21 protein-coding genes are annotated in these 19,661 nt (G+C 64.0%); 11 read left to right on the top strand and 10 right to left on the bottom strand.

The features are described 5' to 3' along the window. Nucleotides 1–394: 394 nt before the first annotated feature. Nucleotides 395–559, top strand: coding sequence for a hypothetical protein (locus tag H5J25_RS20210; protein ID WP_199743313.1), 165 nt, complete (start codon nucleotides 395–397; stop codon nucleotides 557–559). 82 nt (nucleotides 560–641) lie between these two features. Here H5J25_RS20210 and H5J25_RS20205 read toward each other — a convergent pair whose 3' ends face one another. Further along, nucleotides 642–1,184, bottom strand: a complete 543-nt coding sequence (locus H5J25_RS20205; protein ID WP_263973992.1) for an SOS response-associated peptidase family protein — start codon at nucleotides 1,182–1,184, stop codon at nucleotides 642–644. A 135-nt stretch (nucleotides 1,185–1,319) separates the two neighbouring features. Further along, the gene (locus H5J25_RS20200) at nucleotides 1,320–1,646 is read right to left on the bottom strand and encodes a hypothetical protein (RefSeq protein ID WP_202096673.1); all 327 of its coding nucleotides are present in this window, start codon (nucleotides 1,644–1,646) and stop codon (nucleotides 1,320–1,322) included. A gap of 254 nt (nucleotides 1,647–1,900) precedes the next feature. On the opposite strand from H5J25_RS20200, the gene H5J25_RS20195 reads away from it, so the two are divergent. Then, entirely contained in the window at nucleotides 1,901–2,293 is a 393-nt protein-coding gene (locus tag H5J25_RS20195) for a DUF3768 domain-containing protein (RefSeq protein ID WP_202096672.1), read from the top strand. Between the two features lie 32 nt (nucleotides 2,294–2,325). On the opposite strand, the gene H5J25_RS20190 is transcribed toward H5J25_RS20195, so the two are convergent. Continuing rightward, nucleotides 2,326–2,565, bottom strand: coding sequence for a hypothetical protein (locus tag H5J25_RS20190; RefSeq protein ID WP_202096671.1), 240 nt, complete (start codon nucleotides 2,563–2,565; stop codon nucleotides 2,326–2,328). Nucleotides 2,566–3,893: 1,328 nt separating this feature from the next. Here H5J25_RS20190 and H5J25_RS21030 point away from each other — a divergent pair. The 3 genes from H5J25_RS21030 (at nucleotide 3,894) to H5J25_RS20180 (ending at nucleotide 4,903) form a co-directional block, all read left to right on the top strand. Then, nucleotides 3,894–4,301: a ParA family protein gene (locus tag H5J25_RS21030; protein WP_225883589.1), complete on the top strand. Its 408-nt coding sequence runs from the start codon at nucleotides 3,894–3,896 to the stop codon at nucleotides 4,299–4,301. A 98-nt stretch (nucleotides 4,302–4,399) separates the two neighbouring features. Beyond that, a complete protein-coding gene (locus H5J25_RS21025) occupies nucleotides 4,400–4,573 on the top strand; it encodes a hypothetical protein (protein ID WP_225883588.1) in 174 nt (57 codons plus the stop codon). Nucleotides 4,574–4,615: 42 nt separating this feature from the next. Next, entirely contained in the window at nucleotides 4,616–4,903 is a 288-nt protein-coding gene (locus tag H5J25_RS20180) for a hypothetical protein (protein ID WP_225883587.1), read from the top strand. A gap of 479 nt (nucleotides 4,904–5,382) precedes the next feature. Here H5J25_RS20180 and H5J25_RS20175 read toward each other — a convergent pair whose 3' ends face one another. The 3 genes from H5J25_RS20175 to H5J25_RS20165 form a co-directional block, all read right to left on the bottom strand. Then, complete coding sequence (locus H5J25_RS20175; protein WP_202096670.1) at nucleotides 5,383–6,243, bottom strand: NmrA family NAD(P)-binding protein; 861 nt, start codon at nucleotides 6,241–6,243, stop codon at nucleotides 5,383–5,385. A 65-nt stretch (nucleotides 6,244–6,308) separates the two neighbouring features. Continuing rightward, a complete protein-coding gene (locus H5J25_RS20170) occupies nucleotides 6,309–6,992 on the bottom strand; it encodes a helix-turn-helix transcriptional regulator (protein ID WP_202096669.1) in 684 nt (227 codons plus the stop codon). A 63-nt stretch (nucleotides 6,993–7,055) separates the two neighbouring features. Then, complete coding sequence (locus tag H5J25_RS20165) at nucleotides 7,056–7,337, bottom strand: hypothetical protein (RefSeq protein ID WP_202096668.1); 282 nt, start codon at nucleotides 7,335–7,337, stop codon at nucleotides 7,056–7,058. Between the two features lie 297 nt (nucleotides 7,338–7,634). On the opposite strand from H5J25_RS20165, the gene H5J25_RS20160 reads away from it, so the two are divergent. From H5J25_RS20160 to H5J25_RS20145, 4 genes are all read left to right on the top strand, one after another. Next, nucleotides 7,635–8,213 (top strand): ribbon-helix-helix protein, CopG family, encoded by a 579-nt coding sequence (locus H5J25_RS20160; RefSeq protein WP_202096758.1) that lies wholly within the window; start codon nucleotides 7,635–7,637, stop codon nucleotides 8,211–8,213. Beyond that, nucleotides 8,210–9,646, top strand: a complete 1,437-nt coding sequence (locus tag H5J25_RS20155; RefSeq protein WP_202096667.1) for a relaxase/mobilization nuclease domain-containing protein — start codon at nucleotides 8,210–8,212, stop codon at nucleotides 9,644–9,646. The genes H5J25_RS20160 and H5J25_RS20155 overlap by 4 nt, the downstream gene beginning before the upstream one ends. After that, nucleotides 9,643–10,437, top strand: coding sequence for a hypothetical protein (locus H5J25_RS20150; RefSeq protein ID WP_202096666.1), 795 nt, complete (start codon nucleotides 9,643–9,645; stop codon nucleotides 10,435–10,437). Before H5J25_RS20155 ends, H5J25_RS20150 begins: the two co-directional genes overlap by 4 nt. A gap of 305 nt (nucleotides 10,438–10,742) precedes the next feature. Continuing rightward, nucleotides 10,743–11,195: a hypothetical protein gene (locus H5J25_RS20145; RefSeq protein WP_225883586.1), complete on the top strand. Its 453-nt coding sequence runs from the start codon at nucleotides 10,743–10,745 to the stop codon at nucleotides 11,193–11,195. 37 nt (nucleotides 11,196–11,232) lie between these two features. Here the strand turns inward: H5J25_RS20145 and H5J25_RS20140 are convergent, their stop codons facing one another. The 3 genes from H5J25_RS20140 to H5J25_RS20130 all read right to left on the bottom strand — a co-directional run bounded on the left by H5J25_RS20140 (nucleotide 11,233) and on the right by H5J25_RS20130 (nucleotide 15,973). Further along, nucleotides 11,233–13,905, bottom strand: coding sequence for a TrlF family AAA-like ATPase (locus tag H5J25_RS20140; RefSeq protein ID WP_202096665.1), 2,673 nt, complete (start codon nucleotides 13,903–13,905; stop codon nucleotides 11,233–11,235). 71 nt (nucleotides 13,906–13,976) lie between these two features. Then, complete coding sequence (locus tag H5J25_RS20135; protein WP_202096664.1) at nucleotides 13,977–14,882, bottom strand: antitoxin; 906 nt, start codon at nucleotides 14,880–14,882, stop codon at nucleotides 13,977–13,979. Further along, nucleotides 14,882–15,973, bottom strand: a complete 1,092-nt coding sequence (locus H5J25_RS20130; protein WP_202096663.1) for a hypothetical protein — start codon at nucleotides 15,971–15,973, stop codon at nucleotides 14,882–14,884. Before H5J25_RS20130 ends, H5J25_RS20135 begins: the two co-directional genes overlap by 1 nt. 276 nt (nucleotides 15,974–16,249) lie before the next feature. On the opposite strand from H5J25_RS20130, the gene H5J25_RS20125 reads away from it, so the two are divergent. Continuing rightward, nucleotides 16,250–16,723, top strand: coding sequence for a hypothetical protein (locus H5J25_RS20125; protein ID WP_202096662.1), 474 nt, complete (start codon nucleotides 16,250–16,252; stop codon nucleotides 16,721–16,723). Nucleotides 16,724–16,892: 169 nt separating this feature from the next. Next, the gene (locus H5J25_RS20120) at nucleotides 16,893–18,068 is read left to right on the top strand and encodes a PDDEXK family nuclease (protein WP_202096661.1); all 1,176 of its coding nucleotides are present in this window, start codon (nucleotides 16,893–16,895) and stop codon (nucleotides 18,066–18,068) included. Between the two features lie 103 nt (nucleotides 18,069–18,171). Here H5J25_RS20120 and H5J25_RS20115 read toward each other — a convergent pair whose 3' ends face one another. Continuing rightward, nucleotides 18,172–19,644 carry a hypothetical protein gene (locus H5J25_RS20115; protein ID WP_202096660.1) on the bottom strand — a complete coding sequence of 491 codons (1,473 nt, stop codon included), beginning with the start codon at nucleotides 19,642–19,644 and terminating at the stop codon, nucleotides 18,172–18,174. Nucleotides 19,645–19,661 lie beyond the last annotated feature (17 nt).

Genomic DNA, 19,661 nt, shown 5'->3' with positions numbered 1-19,661 from the left:
GAGCGCTCGTCTACGGAAATCTCTTTCCGAGAACCGGAAACATCTTTCCGCCAACGATGCCGCTGGGACCGGCCGTGCGGCGCGGTGCAATGCCTGATCGACAGAGACGCGGAAGGGCGCGCAGCCTGAGGTGGTGATCGATGCACCGGGTGGGGTGCGCGTGTCGGGCGGTCCAGCGCTGCCCAGGCGGCGTCCGGCCGTCGTGCTTCACCCCGCTCTTGGAGGCGCAATCCTTGGGCCGGGTCGGGGCCTTGTTCGATCAACCCGCAAGGGGTCCGGGCGCTTCGCTACGGCTTTCTTGCGTGCCGCAAGAAAGTGATCGCGGCCCCTCCCCGTCCTGTCGGGCGCCTGTCGAGCGGGGATGAACCCCGCCGGCTTCACAGGAGCCTCGAACATGTTCAACGACATCTGGATCGCCCGCAAGAACGCCCTCAACCTCGCCCGGAGCCTGATGGTCGCCACCATGGTGATCGCCGTCGGTACCCAATATGCGGTCATCACCGCCGAAGACCACGACAGCTCGCTTACGATCGTCAACGAGTACGATCCCTTCGCCTGATCTGCACGGGGGCCGAAAGGCCCCTCCCCTCTCGTCACCCTAGAGGCATCAGGGCGGGCATCGAACCCGCCCCGATGCCTTGTCAGGCGTCGACCTCGATCAGGTCTCCCCGCGGCGTCTCGACCTGGTGATGCATCGCCCCGTCATAGGGCCGCACCAGTGCCGACGCTTCTTCGGCACTGCCGTCGAGCCAGGTGAGCAGATCGCGAAGATGCAGGATCACCGGCATCGCCTTGGGATGCCAAGGCTTCACGGTCTCGTTGGGTTCGGTCGTGCCGAAGGCGAACGCCTCGCCGCGCTCGGTCGGCCGCCACAATCCGGCGAAGAACCCGATCGGCTGGTCCGGCAGCGAGAACCACATCTGTTTCGGTAGATTGTCATCCCCCTTGCCGCCGTCCGGATGCGGCTCCGCGAAATGCGTGAACGGCACGATGCAGCGTCTGTCGGGTGTTTTGAGCGACCGCGTCCACATAGTCGACGACAGGTTGCGCGCGTTGGTCACGTACTTGTCGAGCTTGACCTCTGGGTTTCGCTTGCTCGGTATCTTCGTCGGGAAACCCCATTCCATCAGAACGATCTCGAGCGGCCGGTTTCCGCCGGCCGCTCGCCGTACGACAGGGGCCATGTCGAGCGGTCTTCTTCCCCGTCGGGAAGATCTCTCGCGCCGGCGGGAACTCCTCATCCGGCGCATACGGGGCATCGAACCCGCACGCCCGCACGACGGCCGCCTGCTTTGCCGAGATGCGATACCGATTGCACATCAGCCCGTCGCCGTTTGCGAAGGAGGCAGCGCGCCCAGGCTCCCGATCAGAACCGGATCGCGCAGCAGCGTCGTCCAGTGGCCACCATAGGTTCTGGAGGCCAGGTAGATCGTCGAGCCGAGGCAGCCGACCATCCGACAGCGCTCCAGTCGGTCGACGAGCGAGTGGCCCGCCCCATGTCGCGCCACGACATCGGCAAGCTCGACGCGGAGAAGCGTCCCGCACTTCACGCAACGGCTCCGGACCAGCGCGTTCAACCGCAGCATCGCGCCCGCACTGTCCATCCAGCGAGGCCACAGGGCAATGATGTCGGCGCCGTTCTCCACGGGAGGCACGATAGTCCTACGGTGCGGCGGGCGTCCAGCATCCAGGATTCTCGGTCGGTCCCCCCTCCCCCCACCGTGCCCGGTGTATTTTTCGGGCTCCGATGTCCTCGCCGCGGCGCGCACCCAGGCAAGCCCGCGGGCGGGCTTCTCCACTCTCGTTGCGACCCTTCGGGTGCATGGGCGCGCTATGCCCCGGCGGTCCTGTCGCCTGTCGAAAGGCCCCGATCGGCGGGGTTGAAGGCAAGGAGACCATCATGGCCCAGGATACACCCCAGCCCGCGCGCGCACCGATCGATCACGCCGAGATCGCCCGGCTGAACGACTGGCTGCGCGCCAACATTACAAGCCCAGGAGCCAACCGCATCGTCATGACAGCGGGGGTCGCCAACCTGATCGGCGACGTGGCGCTGTTCCGGGGGTTCCGCAAGCGCGCGGAACTGCTGCGCACCGTCCGTGACCACGAGACCTTCGAGCGTAGCATCGACCCCCACGGACACCGCGATATGGGTGCGTTCGACTTCGAGGGGACGCCGTGCCTGTGGAAGATCGACTATTACGACCGCAACCTCGACAATGGCTCCGAGAACCCCGCTGACCCGTTCGAGACCGTGCGCGTCCTCACCATCCTGTGCGCCGACGAGTGGTAGCCTCGATGCCCCGGCGGCTAGCTGCCGGGGCCTTACTCCGCTCTCACATAGGGGTGCTCGCCGCGGAGCAGCTCGACCGCCTTCTCGATCACGTCGCGATCATCACCCTCGCCCCGCACCGCGACGCGCCAGTTGCTGCGCGGATTGAACACGATCGGAAGAATTTCGACCTCCCCGATCAGCTTGTCCCAGCGGCTTGTGCGGGTCTCGGTCGCGCCGGCAATCAACGTGACCAGTGTCGCGCGGAGTTCGGTCGGGGTCGGCGTACTCATCTTCCTCCCCTACCCTTTCAAGATTGAGATTATGCGTTCTCAGGTCCCGGACAGTCTGACGGCTGGTCGGAGCCGGCGTCAAGGATGCGCGGTCCCCCCCAAGTTGCGCATCCGTCCGCTTCGCTGCCTGACCCGCAATTCGGCACCCCCGCGCCCGGAGCCGCGTCTGCTACGCGGTCCTGTGACCCCGGACCTAGCCATCCGTCCCGCCCACTCCGTCCGAGACCTACCCCATGAGGTTCCCATGCTCAGTCCGACCGCGCGACCACCTTCATGACCCGTCGGTATCGCAGCGATCGACGCCGGAGTCGCCGCAGATAGCCCCCTGCCCTGCGGCCGACCCGGAAGCATGCGTGCACGCTCGGGTCTCTCTGGGTGGAGCTAGGGCGCGGGTTCGAGGTGACGGACGACATCGCCGGCTCTTTCTGGACGCATGCGGTGTTCGGGCTCGATAAGGCATCATTGCCTCTCCCGAGGGGAACGTTCGAATAGGCCAAAGTAGCCCTTCGCTCCCCGCGACCCGCCGTAACCGACGTCTCACATGTAACCGCTGCCTGTTGTCTGGCTCATTAACAGCTCTGGTACCATCGCTCAGGGTCTCGAGCACGCTCGTCCGGATGCACACGGGGCGGATCATCACTCTGAAGGCCTGAACCGCGGCAGTCTCCTAACGCCGATACATTCACGCACGAGCGACTGGTTACGTGTAACCGCTGTCTCGCAGGTGTTACGCGGGTTCGCCTGAGGTATGAGGCGTCCGCGTCGATAGAGGTCCCGTGGTGGGCGGCTTCCCGCTGGCGTCTCGGAAGCGAACCGCTGTATCCGTTGCGAGTGCTGTAACTGCGGAGAGCGTCGTAACCGCTGGGAGCGAGGCGTCCGCTGCGTCAGCTGCGTCCCCTACAACCGCCGTAACCGCTGAAGTGGCAGGGGTAGCGAGGTTCCGCAGCGCTTTCGGTCTCGTGGCCTCGACTGGTCCGTGCACGACTTAGTTACAGACGTTGAGGTCATCGAGGCTGCTTCTACGTGATAGCATGTAACCGCGCGATCCGCGCGAACCGTGCGACCCGCGCGGAGCGGTGGCGGCATAGTGGCTCGTTGACCCGCAACGCCTGACCCTGTCGATTGAAGTGTTACGCGATGCCGCGGGTGCCTGAGCGCTGCGTTGCTCCGTCACGAACGAGCTCCGCGTTAAGTACCTGACGGAGCGCTGTAACCGCTGCGCCGCATCGAACCGTTGTATCATTCATAACCGTTGTGACTTGCCGAACTGCGAGGAGCGTCTTAACCGAACGGTTCGTCACGCCTCACTCGCTCCATCGGAGACTCGAATGCCTGTTATCACGCTGCTGTCTCCGAAGGGGGGCGTGGGCAAAACCACGACAGCGCTCCTGCTCGCGACGGAGCTCGCCGCCCAAGACGCGAACGTGATCCTGATCGATGCCGATCCGAACTTCCCACTTTCGAAATGGGCGGCGCTACCCGGCAAGCCCGACAACATCGAGGTTATCGAGGAGGTCGACGAGGAGACGATCATCGATACGATCACGGAAGCGCGCAAGCGGGCCAAGTTCGTAATCGTCGACCTTGAGGGCAGGGCGTCCGGCCGCGTCACCAATGCTCTCCTCGTCTCCCATCTCGCACTGATCCCGATGCAAGGGTCGGCCTTGGACTCGAACGAGGCCGCTCGGGCGTTCAAGAACGTGCGTCAGGTCTCGAAGCATCGAGAAACCCCCTGAAGTTCGCCGCGGTACTCGCCAAGACACAGGCATCCGATCGTCTCTGGCCCCGTGACCTGAAGCAGATCATCGCCGGTCTTCAGGAAGCGGGCATTCCGGTGATCAACACGGCTCTAGCCGATCGCGGCGCCTTTCGGGCGCTCTTCAGCCTCGGGGGAACGCTCGCCAGCCTGAAGAATACCGATGTCGGCTCGCTGACCACGGCTCGCTCGAACGCGGCGGCTTTCACGCTCGATGTCCTCAACCTCCTGAATGAAAAGGTTCCGGCATGACCTCCGGCACTGGCCGCCCCGGGCTCGCAAGCTTCTCACTCGATGAGGACGACGACATCCCTGTGCCGACACCGCAGCAGCGTGCTGCGGCGAGGGCAGGGGGAGAAGCTGGGCTTCAAGTCGGAACCTGTAGAAGCGCCAAACAAGCGTCCGAGCGCTCCCGCGCGCGAGGCGGTCTACACCGCTAACTTCCATATCCGGACCACGCCGGAAGACCGTGAACGTTATGACGATTTTGCCTATCGGCATCGCATGAAGAAGGGCGAGGCCATGCGCCTGCTGCTCGATCTTGCAGAGGAAGCCGAGGCCGCGCGCGCCAAGAAGAAGTAGGGAACGTCTGTGGCTTGATCCATCCGCTTGATATCGAGGGGGCAGGGGAGGGGGGAAGACGCCGCACGGCGCCACCCCAGCTACGGAGCAAGCGGTTACAACGAACGCAGGTAACCGCACGCTCCCAGCCAGATCGTTCGTTCCGCCAGGGGGTAAGGTGATGGCACCACAAAGCCTCCAGGGATGCCTTGATAAGGCTTCCTGTCGGCGTCAGCCGTCGATGATGCCCACCTCGGCGTGCCGGCTGGGGTCACGGGCACGAGCCAACGCGCCGTATCGGCGCAGGGAAGCAGCCGACGTTTCCTCCAGCTTGGCTCGAGCGCCGCAGACACGCCTTGCGTAGACTTTCATGCTTTCGCTCAATGGGGCTGGGCTCGCCGAGATAAACCGGCCAGTTGATTTCAACGCGTACCGGATGGTCGGAAGAGCGCTCGCCCACATCGGCTGGCAGCTGCTCGTTCGAAGCCAGCTCGGCAGTCTCAAAGCTTCGAACAAAGAGCATCGACATACGCTTGCAGCGTTATCGTGCCGCGGATCGGATTGTCCGGCATCTCGAAGTTTCCATCGACGCTGACACCGGTCATGCGGGCATATGATTTGGCAGCAGGCTCGGAGAAGCCCAGTTGCCGATAGGTCGATTCCCACTGGCTACGCGGGGTTACGAGCGGGTTCACGGGCTTGCCGAGCGCGCTGGCAAACGCGTGGGCAACGTCGGTCGAGGAATAGCGCTCCGGCCCCTCGACAAAGCGGATACCGGTATGCCTTGCCGGTTCGACGAGCAGCCTGGCTGCTACCCTGCCGAGGTCCGCCGGTGCCACCATCGGGATCCTGAGGTCGGCCGGGAACATGGTCGGCAGTGTGCCGCTTTCGCGGGCCGACGCTGCCATCATGTCCCAGCTGCTCATGTAGTAGGCGGCTCGGATAACGCTGTGTGGGATCGGCTGCGCGCCCAGACCCTGCTCCAGTTCGTGGAGAGTGTTGAGGTCGCCGAGGTGGTCGCCGGCTTGTGCGCCGTAGGTGGATTCCGCGACGACCTTCTCGAGACCGGAGCCGTCGAGCGCGGCCAGCAGATGGCGCACTGTTTCCTTCTCGACGCAATCCGTGTCGGTGTCGGGCGCGGCCGGTGGATTGAGCAGGAACAGTCGCCTTCCGAGGCGAAAGACATCCCTTATTGTCGCGATGTCATGGACGTCAGCAACCGCGACCTCTGCGCCCAGCGCGCGAAGATTGCCGGCCTTCTCTGCGTCGCGGGTCACGACCGTGACGGCTTCACCTTGCTCCAGCAGCGTTCGAGCGGTTGCCGATCCGACATGCCCTGTCGCGCCCAATATAACGAACATTGCTCACTCCTCGATCCAGATCTTCCGGGATATGCCAACCGACTGACAATTCTTGTCAGGAGGCGTCACAGCGCGACATCAGGTTCGACTTCACGGCAGCGGGACATCAGACGATGGCTGCCGAGTGGAATGCGATGATCAGTGACCCGTGCATCACGCATCCGGTCGAGACGGAAGTGGCGGAATGCTTCCCGGTCTTCACACCAGCCGGCGAGCATCTCGAGATTGTCGAAGAAACCGAGAGCGACGGGCCACACCGTCCGTGATGATGATCGCTCCTCCGCATCGGTGTAGGCAAACGTCAGCTTGCGTCCACGGCGGATAGCGTTCCGGATTGTGGCCAGCACGTCGCCATGCGGCGACCCGGCCGGTCCCACTACCAGACCATTGGACCGCGCCTGGTTCGCTGCACCATCGGGCATGACGTCGGCAATTTTCGCCATCGCGCTACGGGCGCCATCGCTCAGGGCGGCATCTCCACGCCGCATAACGTAGCGCAGGCCGAGCACGATCGCGTCGGCTTCATCCGGGGCGAACGTCATTGGTGGGAGGAAGTTACCCGGCTTGAGTATGTACCCGTAGCCGGCTGCCCCCTCGATCACGACACCTCGGCTGATCAAGACACCGACATCGCGATAAATCGTGCGCTCGGATACATCGAAGTCGCTCGCCAATGCGGCGGCGGTGACCGGGGTATGTCGACCCCGCAGCGTCTGCACGATAGCCAGCAGGCGTTCCGCTCTCGTCATGACACCAGAACTGCCGAGATCGCCCTTCGTTCGGAAAGATACCAAACTTGCGACTGGCCTTCCTTAGCCGGGCTGCGCCGAGGCCGCCTGGAGCGAGGACAACTGCGCTGCGATCACCTTACCTCCATATTGCCCGATGGCGTTGGCGATGGACCGTGCTTCATGCTTGCTCATCGCGGCGATCTTAACGCGGTCCAGGGCTTCCAGGAGCGTCGATCGCCCGGCGTCTCGCGCGGCCTGTTCCGCCGCCTTCGCCCGCGTATCGAGGTCCGCCAACTCCGCACGCAGTACCTCGCGGCGTGCCTCGATGGATGCGAGATCATCGAGCCTTTGTGGTCGCGCCATTGTTCAACTCCAATCCAAGCACAGTGCGGTGACCTCCTTCGATGACGCGCTGCTGGACGAACGATGTCATGCGCTTCGAGTCCAGTTCGCGTGCAACCATCCGCACTGCGGGTTCCGGAGGCCATTGACGAGGTCGCACACTCCGCATCTTCCTTCTACTCCGCGTCTGGAGTGAATTTGCTCCATAGGAATGATTGTTCGAGGGAGGATGGGTTTTTACTAGGGATGGCAGGATATGCCATCTGGCACCAATGTAGACATTGGTTCTCGATAGCGCCGCTGCACGGGGCTTCGAAGATGATCGTGTCGGCCAGGGTGTCGAATGAATTATCAGCCGAGATCGACAGGGTAGCGGCTGCGCAAGGTCAATCGCGCGCGGCGTGGGTGGCCACGGTCATCGCACGGGCCGTGTTGCTGCCGGAGAACGATCACCTGCCGATCGCTGCAGCAGGCGAGGGCCATGCCAGCGACCTGGTCCGCGTCACCGTCCGTCTTTCCCGAAGCGAGATCGAGGCGATCGATCGCGTCGGTGCCCCGATGGGTCTGTCCCGCAACGAGTGGATCAAGCGAGCGCTGCGATGGCAGCTCTGGGACAAAGCCGCCCGGCTACGGCTTGCGCCGGCGACGAGCCTCGAACTCGGCCGATTGCGGAAGCAGGTCCTCGCGATCGGGCGCAACATCAACCAGGCGGTCCACGCTATGAACGCCGCGAACCAGCCGGACAGCACCCTTGACCTCGGTCGGATCGCCGAGCCGTTCCTCGAAACGTGCGCAGAGCTACGTGCGCTATTGGTGGCGACGAGACGTTCTCTCGCGAGCCACATCGGCGGCGAGGTAGCCTATTGGACCGGTGCCTATGCCGAGGCACGACGATGAGCTTCCATCTGTCTTCCGGGACGCTGGACTCGATGGCGGGCGTGTTCTCGCCAGCCAAGAAGGACCGGCTGGGAGCCGGGGGAGGGAAGAGTGGAGCGCTCAAAAGTGGCGGCGCCATGTTGGCACTCGCCGTGGCTTCCATGTTTCCCAAGGCTGCGAAAACAAGCGGAGCATATCGCGCTTCAGCCAAAACGAAGCAGGCGTTCGGCGGAAGTCATCAGGCAGCAGTGAGCCGGCGTGCGATCGCAACCATGGAGCGGACGGCGCGACGCGTACCCGAGGTCATGGTGCGCGTCACCGGTCGCCAGCATGGCGCCGGACACGTCCTCGCTAACTTCGCCTACATCAGCAGATTGGGGCATGGCTTGGAGAAGGAATTGGAACTTCACACCAGCGAGGGCGACGTCATCAACGATGGTCGCGAGATGCAGGAACTCGCGCGAGAGTGGCACGAATACGAGATGGGCGACGATGCCCGCCGAAAGGGTGCAACCTCGCTGTCGATGATCCTCTCGATGCCGGCCGGCACCGATCCGGAAAGGGTGCAGGCCGCGGCGTTAAACTTTGCCCGGGACGAATTCGCGAACCGATGTTGGGTCGCCGCGCTCCACATCGACCGCGATCATCCGCACGTTCATCTTACCATCGCGCGCAGAGACCACGACGGTCGTCGGTTCCATCCGAGCCGCGAGGACCTCTTCCGCTATCGCCAGCGGTTCGCGGAGAAGCTGCGGGATCGAGGCGTCGAGGCGAACGCTACGCCGGCCAAAGCAAGAGGACTCGATCCGACGCGCGAGCATATTGCCGCGCAAAAGGTGCGAGAGAAAGGGCAGGTTCCTCGCCTCGACCGGACGCGTGAGGCCCGGGCCGATCGCTATCGTTCCGCCGGCAGGATCGATCCAGTTGGCAGCGTGCTCGCCGAGCAGCGGGCCGTCGTCCGCGCCGCTTATGAGCAGTCGATCCTCGAGCTGTCCACGTCACCATCGCTCGTCAACAAGACGATCGCGCTGAGCCTGCAACGGTTCGTCGACGCGATGCCTGAACCAGAACCAAATTCGACCCGAACTGCGAGCCGCGTCGAAAAACAGCACGCCACAGGCAGCCGCGATCGCGCGCCGCTGGAGCGGGGAGAAGCGGTTGACCAGTCCGACGTCCTCGCCACCGCGATGACCAGATTGAGCGATGCAACCGCGCGGAGCAGGGGAGCTTTTGATCCATCCCGGACGAGGGGAACAGCGGTTGATGCGGATGGTGACCAGGCCCTTGCCGTGGACGGGAACAGACGGTCGCACCGCGCGACGGCTGAAGTCCCTCCTCAAACTGTGAGCGAACCGCCGCACAAAGTCGCAGCGCTTCTCCATGAGGTCGAAGAGCGCGACCGCGCCCGTCGTGATCGGGACCGCTCGCACGATCGTAGTGGACCTCGCCGATGACGGGGGATGCGAGTGCCACCGCGCTGGCGACTATCGCCGACGCGCTCGCGCGCATGCACGACCAGGTGGACGAGTTGACGCGCGCGAACCGGCGCATCGAGGCGAACCAGGACGAGATCCTGCGCCGCCTCGACCAGATCGGCGAGGGTCAGGCGACGATCGCGCAGATCGCCGCCTACGCCCATGCCGCCTCGATCGGCAACAGCGCGGCCCTGCCCACCGAAGTGATAAGCGATCCACTGTTGGAGCGCTTCGTCCTCAACCAGCCGGCAGACCGGCGATCGACCACTAGGGCGCTCGTAGATTGGCGCCGAACCGCGAGCAGCATCGGCTCGGCCGAACTGGCTCGTCTGCTGACTAGCCAATATCGACCGTCGCCCAGCGACACCTCGGAGACTCGCCTCCTGCGCTACCAGCTCGCAGCGATTGGACGCGAGGAGCTGCGGGGCAGGGGGGAGAACCCTCCCGCGCCTCCGTCGTCAACGTTGGCACAGGATCGGTCAACGGATGCGGTACAGGTGCGCTCGGCCGAACTCGCGATGCTTTGGCGGGCGGGCGGAAGCGCTGCGCTATATGCCGAGCCCGAGCTTGCCGGGGCGCTTGATCTGTTTGCGGCGGCCGAGCTTCGCGGTCTTGGTATTCCCGATGGCAATTTGTCGGTTGAACTCGCGCAGTTGCATCGCGTGCTGGGCGATCGCATTGCCGTTGGAGACCGACCCTCCGCATCTAAGTTAGCGACAAGTCTCTCTAAGGAGATTGTTGCGGCCCTCCAAGGAGAGAAGCCCCGGTAGATGACCTGTGTGAGATCCGGACGAGGCTGCTGGGAGGGTGCCTCCTGTCAAGGGATGTGGATAGCGGAATGTCCGCTTTGGAGCTCTAATTTGACTTAGCGGCCCTTTAAACACCCCTCCGATCGCCAAGCTGAGCGCTCGCGCGGAGATGGTCCAGCCCTTGCCCGGAGAGGGGCGGCGTCCCCCTCGTTCAGCGCGGCGGGCGCGGCGCTTCCGACGGCCTGGGCCGTAGGCCGTCAGCGAGTGTCGGCCGACGTTCAGCAGTGGATGTTACAAGACCGACGCTGCATGGTGTCGACAAGGGGGTGAGCTTTGTGATCAAAACGAAGAAATATTCTCGCATTCCGACCGCTGCTGAGCTCGCTGCATTCACTGGAATGCACTGTCGAATCCTTTTTCTCGAGGCGGTCCGCAGCAAATGGAGGTGCCCCTCGTGCAACCGTACTGCGCCGGAACTAGTCCGATGGACTGAAATCCGCGGGCCATCCTGGCGCGCCCGCTATGGCGACGAGCATGGCATGGGGTTCACCGTGACCCTGACTGGACATCATTGTCATGGGGCAGGGCGGTTTCCTCAGACGCTCATCTGCGGAAACTGTAACTCCGCAGATGGCGCCGCCAAGCGCAAGCTCGGGCTGCCGGAAAGCTGGTCGTTCACGCCGGCCGAAATCGGCTCGTTCGTCACGGTCGCACCCCATAGCGGCGCGACGAAGATCGACTACGACCGCGCGCGGCAGATCTACGATGCCGCCCGCTAGCCCGGCTCCAGCCTATTCGGCGGACGCCAGGCGGTCTCTAGCCTACGCCGTAAATCGCGGCGCGGCGCCTGAAAGCTTCGGCGGATCCTTCCAGGATGTCGCAGGCAAATTGCCGCGTCGCCCCATAATCGATTGATCCGCGCGAGACGATCTGGCCGTTGTCGTCCTGTGCCTTCAGGACGATGATCTGCTCGGCATCGCCGAGAACCGCGATATTCGCGTTATGCGTCACGATGATCACCTGCCGGCGCTCCTTCGCCCGGCGGAGGACCGGGACGAGCGTCTGGTAGATAAACTCGCTGTCGAGATGATCTTCCGGCTGGTCGATGATCAGCGGCCGGTTGGAATCGGCGGAGAGCATCAGCGCCAGCAGCACCGACTGCTTCTGCCCCAGGCTCAGCCGGCTGAAGTCGCGAACCATCGGACGGAGTTGACCTGTCACGGCTTTGGTCACGACCAGCTGGGGCAGGTCGCTGACCTCGACCGCCTGCAACTTATGCATCACCTCAGGTGCGGACAGATTGTCGATGATCGTCTGGGCATCGGCATCGGCGAACACCGTGGCACCGTCGCTTGCCTTCACCGCCTTAATCGTCGCCTTGTCCTTCTTGAGGACTGCCTGCACGAGGCCGGGCAGAGACAGCTTCTCGATGAGAAGCGGCGCCCTGGGAACCTGGGAGGTTCGCCAACCCATGGCTTCGGTTATCACCGCGCAACCCGATGGCGAATGGGCGCTGTGCAGGAACTTGAGCGACACGATCAGGTCGGTCAGCACCGACTTGAGCGTCCGACTCGCCTTCACGCCATAGGCGCTACGCTTGGTCGCGATGCGATCCCGGATATCCCAGCGCTTCCTGACGAGGTCGGCGCGTTCCTTGCGGCGACGCTCCAACCCAGGCTCCCACGTCTTCAGCTTGCGCAGATTTTCAGCCAAGCGGGCCTCGTCAGTCGAGAGGCTGTTGATGAAGACCATGTCCAGCCGCACACCGTTCGCCTCGAGGGCGGCGCGCTTCTGGTCGATGTCGGTCTTGGCGGCTGCCTCCTTGGCGCGCCACGCTGTCAGCTGCCGCTCGATCACGTCGCTGAGCAGCTTGGCCGCGGCCTGGAGATCGGTCTCCGCGACGGCAACCTTGCCCTTGAACGCCGCCGCCTGCTGCGCGATCGCCTGATATTCAGTGCCGCCGATCGTCAGAGCGGTCGGGTCGACCGACGTCTCGATGCTTTCGATGCGCTCGCGCAAGGCTTCGTTCGAGGTCAGGCCGAGCAGCTCCTGCAGGTCGCGGCGCAGCGACATCCGCACCTCCTTCTCCTGCTCCAGCTGGCGGATCAGTCCGATCACCTCCTTGCCGCGCTGCGCCTCAAGCGCGGCAAGCTGCGATCTCTTGTATTTGAGGTCGCGCTCTACCTGAGGGATCTTGGCCACGTTTTCGGCCGCTGTTTTGAGGTCGGCTTCGGACTCAAGGAGCGCCTGGCGCACCTCTCGCTCCTCCTTCAGATCGGCGGCGACGCCGATGAAGCGATCAAGGAAGCTCAGCAGGCCGGCGGGATCGCTCGTGGCATTCTGGCTGATCGTGGCCGCCTCGCTCTGGGCATAGCATTCGACCGGGAATTCCGGCAGCAGGGCGTCGGGGTCGTCCGCATCTTCAACCTCGCCGTTCATCCGGCGACGCAGCCTCAGCTCGTGCCCCGACTGATCTTCGGCAACAAGATCGATCAGTTCGGGCCAGACCTCGGAATCGACGACATCGCCGGTCCCCGATTGTCCGGTGAGGCACCGGATCGCCTCGAAGGTCGTCGACTTGCCCGTGCCGCGTCCGCCGATGATGCAGTTAAGGTTCGGGCTGAAATTGATGCCCTGACCGCTCAAGAAGCCGCCGTTCATCGCGAGGGCGCGAACAATGGGGACGCGGTTCGGCACTTCCTCCTCGATGCGAACACGCGCATCGCTGTCCTGCAGCGCGAGGCGCAATGCCTCGAAGGTTACCTCCTGCATTTTGTAGCGGGTCACCTTACGGTCACCTGCCGCATTTCGGCCGAGCGCTGCCAGCGTGTGCGAGTCCGAGTTCAGCAGGCGCGCGAGATACTGCTTCTTGCCTAGGCCCAGGACCTCGATCCGCTGGCGGCCGAGCAACTTGCGGTCGGCATCGGCGTCGAGATCCGAGTAGGACACATCGCTGTCGCCGCGCTTCAACTCGATGCCGAGAAGTGAAGGGTGGCAGATGATATCGCGCTTGTGCGGCGGACTGCCCGGCACCTCGGTTTCAAGGCCCTTGCCGCCGTCGACGTGCGCCAACACGGCAAAACCGCGGCCCTCACGGACGAGATTGAGGATATCGACCACGCCGTTCGAACACCGCGAATTTGCCTGTCCGCGATCGACCAGCGACAATCTGGCGTGGAAGCGCGTCAGCGCGTCCAACGTCGGCAGGTAGCAAAGGACATGCCCATGGGCGGTCGACAGCTCGACCGCCGGCACGACGAGCAGCGAGGTGCCCCTGGCGGCCTCGATCGCCGCGCCGATCCCGCTGATCTCATTGTGATCTGCGATGGCGATCAGATCGAGGCCTTCAGCCAGCGCGGTCCGCACGATCGCCTCGGGCGTGGCCGCCGCATCCGTGACATCGTGCGATCCGGCAATGCTGTGGATGTGCAGATCGCCCCGGAAGAACCGGGCGCCGCGATCAAGTCTGAGAGCCTCTGCCATGTCCATCGTGTCGGTCTCTCTTTTGCCACCCTACCGATGCTGGAGTAGGCCCGGTTTCTTTTACCTACCAGTCATCGTCATTCCAAGGGCGCCAGGAAGCGCTGCATCACGTCGGCCGTGCGGCGCTGGCGAAGGATCCGCCTGTCGCGGGCATCTTCATCTTCCTCAGCGTCGATATCATCTTCTTCGAACCGGGCGACCGCTGTCGGACCATCGCGCAGGTGGCTCTCGTCCGGATTGGAATCAACGAAGCGGACGCGCAGCTTCGCCAGCGCGTCGCGGATCACGCCCTCGTGGCTGCCCGAGAGGGCTTCCTTGAAAGCCGCCTGAAGGCCGTCCGCCCCACCTTCATAATGCTCGATGCAATAGACCAGATCGTGCGCATCCTTGGGTTCGGCACGGTGATCGAACGCAAACGCCTTGAGGCAGGTGAAGCTGACGATATCGGCGTAGCGCACAACCTCGGTCGCCCGGCCGCCCCCGTTTAGGAGCTCGGCTGTGATCTCGACTTTGTCGTGAAGATCGAAGACCATCGAGGCGTGGGGGATGTTGATCGCGGTGACATTGCCTTCGGTCGGAAGCTCGGTCACGCGGCCGCCGCTGAGCTCCGGCGCGTCTGCCAGGAACTCGATGATCATCGTCGCGCCGCCCTCGATCTGCGCCCGCCAACGCCAGGACTGCTTCTTACCGGCTTCGTTCTCGGCCCGCTCGAACCCCATTGCACGCAGATTTTCCTCAAGGGACTGATAGGCCTTGGTGTCGGTGAGCATCGCGATGTCGACGACGACATCAACGTCGCCGGTTCCAGCATGCCTTGGGATCGCGGGCGGTCGGGCGGTGATGATGTAGCGCGGCGCGAGGCCGCCAACGAGGAAGACCGAATCCTTCCAGGGTCCGAGTCCCCGCAAGAGCGTCACCAGGACGCGTTCGCAGCCTTCGGTGACGGCGGCGGCGTAGCCGCCGATGGTGCGCGGCTTACCCATCAGCGGTCGAGCCTTTCCTCGCGCAGATGCGCCGCCATCTCCTTGGCGCGCCCCGAGCCCTGCAGAAGATCGAGGTAAACCTGCAGCGGCTGGGCAAGTGCTACACCATCGATGCGCTCCCCGACGGTCACATCGCCGCGCGCCTTCGTCTCGATGACCCCGAGGTTCCAACCCTCCGTGACCCGGCGCGCGTCAAGCACCTCGAGCGCCCGATCCTGCGAGGGACCGGGCGCAATCCGGCAGCGCAGCTGCGAGATACTGGAAAGATAGGGCGCATAGGCCTGCGCCGCAGCCTCCCCGGTCACCGCATAAGCGGCATCGGCATCGCGGCACGCGCGGTCGAGCTTGCGGGCCAGTTCGTCCGTATTGGCGCACGAGACATAATAGCGGCGCACCTTAGGCGGCTTCTGGTCGACCAGGAACGCCGCCCAGGCATCAAGCACGGGAGTGGGCGCGCAGAGGCGGCGAAGCTTCGATGGCCCCGACCCCTCGACCTCGATCCATTCGCGGCGCTCCATATCGCGCAGCGTATCCGAGGCTGTCGCAGGCGACACCTCGGCGTCCTCGGCGATCTGCTTAACGCTGACCCATTCGGGGCGGCGCGCGAAGACTTCCTGAACGACCCGGGCCCGCTGACCCTGGAAGATCGAGCCGAGGGCCCTGGTGGTCTTCCGGGGAACAGGGCGGTCGATATAGACGAAGGCGCTGAGGGAGGGGATATAGAGCGTGCCCCCGAGGTCGTAGAAGCCGATCTTCTCTTCGCGCAGGATCTCGCGCGCGCCGGGTGAAATCGCGCGGGCGACGAAGAATGGCACGACTTCTCGATCGAGGCCGGTCTGGTGCGCGAGATGGTTGCGCAGCTGCCAGATCGCCTCGCGCACATCGCGCGGGAAGGCTTCGCGCTTGGCCTCAATTAAGAGCTGAAGCGACCGGCCAGCGATCATCGCCTCGACGATCGCATCGACCCTACCGCCCCGCGGCGCGACCGTAACCTCGCGGCCTTCGATCCATGCCTGACCCTCCGGCAGGCCACCGATGGCCTCAATGAGCCCCTCCAGAAGCTCCTGTTCGTCCTGTTCAAATTGCAACATATTTCCTGTCCAGCAAATAAGGTTCATCTATCGTATATTCGACAATATGTCAATATTCACTGACCAGCAGTTATTGCTACACAGCTGGCGGGGAGAGGATCTGCGGGTTACCGATAAGCTGCTCTAGCACCGCGTTGAGGCGTCAATCCGAATGAGTCTCACACCCGACACCTTGCCGTGGATAAAGCGAGTGCATCGGTCGGCCACGTCCCCCTATAGCCTCGCCGGAAGGATGGGATCTAGCGGCATGGTGCCGGGCAAAAAGGGAGGGGCCTCATGGATCTGCAGGCAAAGGACTGGCTCCCGCCGCTGATCGGGCTTGCCGGCGGAACGCTCGCCGGCCTGATCGCGGCCATGTCGGCCGTCATCGGCAAGGAGAATAAGATCAGCGAATTCCGCCAGGCCTGGATCGACGATCAGCGCGAGGATCTCGCAGCGGTCGCGGCGCAAGCCCTCGCCTATGTGGAAGAGCCTGACGTTGCCAAGAAGGTCGAGCGCCTCGCCGCCTTTGATGCGGCCCGAGCGAGGATCGAGCTGCGCGAAAATCCAAAGAAGGAAGAGTGGACCCAAATCCGGGCCGAAATCGGGACGCTGCGCGACCGCATGATCGCCACCGACGCGGCGGCGCTCGCCACGTCGGTCCCATCGATCCTCGCCGCTGCGCGCCTGCCCCTCAAGGCCAACTGGACGATCGTGAAGAATGGCGAGCCCTGGTATCGCCGCTTCAAAATGCGCTGGTCGTCGCGATGATCGCCGCGGTGACGCTGGGCGTGACCGCCGCTCTCTGGCTGGGCCCGACCGGCCCCTACATGCGACCGCGACCACCCGCGCCGGACACCAAGCCGGCACCGCTGCCACCACTGCCGACAACAGCGGCCGGAAACAGCGCGTCGGCGCCTCAGGCTGGCAAACCCACGCCATGAATCTTCATGCGCACGCGGATTATGCCCCGCCGCGCTCGTGGGAGCAGTTCGAAGAGCTGTGCGCCGATGTCTTTCAGTCGGCGTGGCGCGACCCCGCGCTCGTGCGTCACGGGCGCGCGGGCCAGCGTCAGAATGGCGTCGACATCGTCGCCAGAAACGGCGCGCTTTATCCGATCGGGCTCCAATGCAAGCGTCGCTCGCGCTGGCCCGTCAGCAAATTGTCGAAAGCCGATGTCGACATCGAGGTCGCGGAAGCCCTGAAATTCACCCCCGCCCTCAAGGCGTTCTATATCCTCACGACCGCACCGAGCGATGCTCCGATCCTGGCGCACGTCCGCACCCTCAACGAGCAGCACAAACGCAAGAAGCTCTTCGAAATCGTCGTTCTCGGCTGGGACGAGATCGTCCGGCGTGCCACGCTCGACACCGCCGTCGCCGACAAGCATTTCGGGCCAGCCGGTGGCGGGGCCCCACGCTCGCCCCTCCTCGCGACCTGGATGCTGAAGGGCGGTCTGCTGGAAAAGAGCGGTAAAGACCTCGAACTGAGTGTGCGCGAGCTCGTCCATGATCTGAACGACTGGCCGAGCGGGCACATCGTCGTCCGGCAACACGAAAGCGACGCCCTCCTCGAGCAACTGCGCGCAACGGAGGGGCGCAAGCTCTCGACGCGCGATCGCAAGGCTCGGCTCGCGCTTCGCGACGCGCTTCGCCGGCGGACCGACACCGAAAAAGCGGCGTCCCGGGGCCTCGAGCTGCTGCTTCGCGACCCCGACATTTCGATGTGGACGCTCCAGCTTTGGGACAAACAGCTCCCGCTTACCATCGAGGCCTATCTTAACCACCAGCTCTACCCCCGGAACGAGCGGCCGGATTTTAGCGGCCAATACCTCCGCATGTCGCCCGCCGGCGATCCGGACCGCCGCTGTTCGGAGCGGCTTTCGAAAGCCGACCTGGGCGCGATCCAGGCCATCATGAAAGAGCGCACGCACCGATACGGCCAGCCGCTAACCGATACGGTCAGCGAGCTACCGGATGCGGTTCGCGCGACGATCGCGATTCCCCGCCTGATCCGCGGCCTCCTCGAATTTGTGGATGAAGACCGGCTGACCTGGGACCAGGTGCGCCACATGAAAGCACTCGATTTGCCGTCGTGGAAGGTCTCCATCGGATAGCGGGGGCGCAAGACACGCGAAACGGGTCAACGAGCAGCGAGGCTACTCCACCAGCTGCGTGGACGTGTCCGTGAGGTTGCGCGGATCGATTACGATGCTGAGGTCATGTGCATTGGCTTGTTCCGCCGCATAGGCTTCCAGGTCGGCGACGGCTGCCCGGATGTCGAGCAGCTCGAACCGCGATGACACGAAGCGCGACGATCTTGCATCGGGGCGGACCAATCTCACCTTCACGGCGAAGGTGAAGGACGCCCCACCGAAGGAAAGCGTGTTGAAGAAGAGCGCGTCCGCCCCCGATTGCAGATCGAGGCCGTCGATCGCGTCGAACTCGAGGGTCGCGATCGGGTGCGGGTTGCACAATATGTCGAGGCCGCTCTGCTCCGACTTCGCGTCCCAAACGGCGCTCAGCGCCACGTCGTCGCCCATGCTCACGCCGGCGAGCAACAGTGCCTCTTTCCAGCGTTCGAAGAACCGCAGGAGGCGTGGCAGGTTTTCGGCGTCCGGACCGCGCAGGCCAGCGGCGGGGTGTGCTGATCCGAACGCCTTTGAACTCGAGCTCGATCGATCCCTTGTCTGAGGCGAGATAGGTCAGCGCGCGGAGCAGCAGGATCCATTCGTTGACGCTGTGACGATCCTCGTAGAAGTGCCCCACGGTTTCGACCTCGAGGCCGTCCTCATTGAACACAGCCGTCATCATCGAGTGGCGGATCACCATCAGCGGCGCCCCATCGATCGGCGGCGGCGCGAACGCTTCACACACGAACAGGGCTGCCGGATCACGCGGGCCGCCGCGGACGACGATCTCACAGGCGCCGACCATCGGAAGCTGGATCGGAAACTCGTCGACGCCGTCGAAGAGCGAACCAGTGTAGGGCAGAAGAATATCGAAGCGCCGCTCATACGCGTCGAGTTTGATCGGCTTAAGCGGCGCGAGCCCTGAGATCATCCTCATGAGATGATCCTGGCTCTCGATCCAGACGAGTGCGTTCGCCTCGATACCGCCATCGTCGTCGAAGCCGAGCGTGGCGAGCTGATGCCGCTTCTTGTCGCTATAAGCGGCAACGTCGGAGGGGCTCGTGACCTTTAAAGCCTCCCGCAGACCAGTCGGCGTCGGCTTGAAGGCGCGACCCTTGCGATAATCGAAGGTGATCTTGATCCGGTTGGTGTCGGTGCGGCCGGCTTTATCGACACTCCGCAACCGCTGAAGGATACGCGCGAGTTCATCGTCGATCAGATCGACCACATATCCCATCAGCGGCGTGCCGTCGGCTCGCATACGGAAAATGACGATCGCCGCAGGGGCTGTGTCCTTTGCAAGGCGATCCACCGCCGACAAGGGTGCGGTCACGACGCCGCTGCTCCCGGCAGTCGCCTTGATCTGAACCTGGCACACGCGCGGTAAGCGCTTGTCGAGCGTCGTCGCTGTAGCGTCGCCCATGGGAAACTCGACACGAAAATCCCAACCTGTCCGATCGCGTATGCTTGGGTTCGGAATTAGCTGGGCTTGCGAGCAAAGAAGCTTGAAGAGATCCTCGCCGGCATCGCCAAGTTGCTCAGGAGTCAACTTCGTCATCATGTCCTGGCCAACCCCTC

The organism is Sphingomonas aliaeris (assembly GCF_016743815.1).
GTDB lineage: Bacteria > Pseudomonadota > Alphaproteobacteria > Sphingomonadales > Sphingomonadaceae > Sphingomonas > Sphingomonas aliaeris.
Note: the sequence above shows the minus strand (reverse complement) of the source record. Positions and strands in the feature narration are given on the sequence as shown.

Coding starts and splice junctions, on each gene's coding strand:
- H5J25_RS20210 (WP_199743313.1), top strand. CDS start 395: ATGTTCAACGACATCTGGATCGCCCGCAAGAACGCCCTCAACCTCGCC.
- H5J25_RS20205 (WP_263973992.1), bottom strand. CDS start 1,184: ATGGCCCCTGTCGTACGGCGAGCGGCCGGCGGAAACCGGCCGCTCGAG.
- H5J25_RS20195 (WP_202096672.1), top strand. CDS start 1,901: ATGGCCCAGGATACACCCCAGCCCGCGCGCGCACCGATCGATCACGCC.
- H5J25_RS20190 (WP_202096671.1), bottom strand. CDS start 2,565: ATGAGTACGCCGACCCCGACCGAACTCCGCGCGACACTGGTCACGTTG.
- H5J25_RS21030 (WP_225883589.1), top strand. CDS start 3,894: ATGCCTGTTATCACGCTGCTGTCTCCGAAGGGGGGCGTGGGCAAAACC.
- H5J25_RS20180 (WP_225883587.1), top strand. CDS start 4,616: ATGAGGACGACGACATCCCTGTGCCGACACCGCAGCAGCGTGCTGCGG.
- H5J25_RS20175 (WP_202096670.1), bottom strand. CDS start 6,243: ATGTTCGTTATATTGGGCGCGACAGGGCATGTCGGATCGGCAACCGCT.
- H5J25_RS20170 (WP_202096669.1), bottom strand. CDS start 6,992: ATGACGAGAGCGGAACGCCTGCTGGCTATCGTGCAGACGCTGCGGGGT.
- H5J25_RS20165 (WP_202096668.1), bottom strand. CDS start 7,337: ATGGCGCGACCACAAAGGCTCGATGATCTCGCATCCATCGAGGCACGC.
- H5J25_RS20160 (WP_202096758.1), top strand. CDS start 7,635: ATGATCGTGTCGGCCAGGGTGTCGAATGAATTATCAGCCGAGATCGAC.
- H5J25_RS20155 (WP_202096667.1), top strand. CDS start 8,210: ATGAGCTTCCATCTGTCTTCCGGGACGCTGGACTCGATGGCGGGCGTG.
- H5J25_RS20150 (WP_202096666.1), top strand. CDS start 9,643: ATGACGGGGGATGCGAGTGCCACCGCGCTGGCGACTATCGCCGACGCG.
- H5J25_RS20140 (WP_202096665.1), bottom strand. CDS start 13,905: ATGGACATGGCAGAGGCTCTCAGACTTGATCGCGGCGCCCGGTTCTTC.
- H5J25_RS20135 (WP_202096664.1), bottom strand. CDS start 14,882: ATGGGTAAGCCGCGCACCATCGGCGGCTACGCCGCCGCCGTCACCGAA.
- H5J25_RS20130 (WP_202096663.1), bottom strand. CDS start 15,973: ATGTTGCAATTTGAACAGGACGAACAGGAGCTTCTGGAGGGGCTCATT.
- H5J25_RS20125 (WP_202096662.1), top strand. CDS start 16,250: ATGGATCTGCAGGCAAAGGACTGGCTCCCGCCGCTGATCGGGCTTGCC.
- H5J25_RS20120 (WP_202096661.1), top strand. CDS start 16,893: ATGAATCTTCATGCGCACGCGGATTATGCCCCGCCGCGCTCGTGGGAG.
- H5J25_RS20115 (WP_202096660.1), bottom strand. CDS start 19,644: ATGATGACGAAGTTGACTCCTGAGCAACTTGGCGATGCCGGCGAGGAT.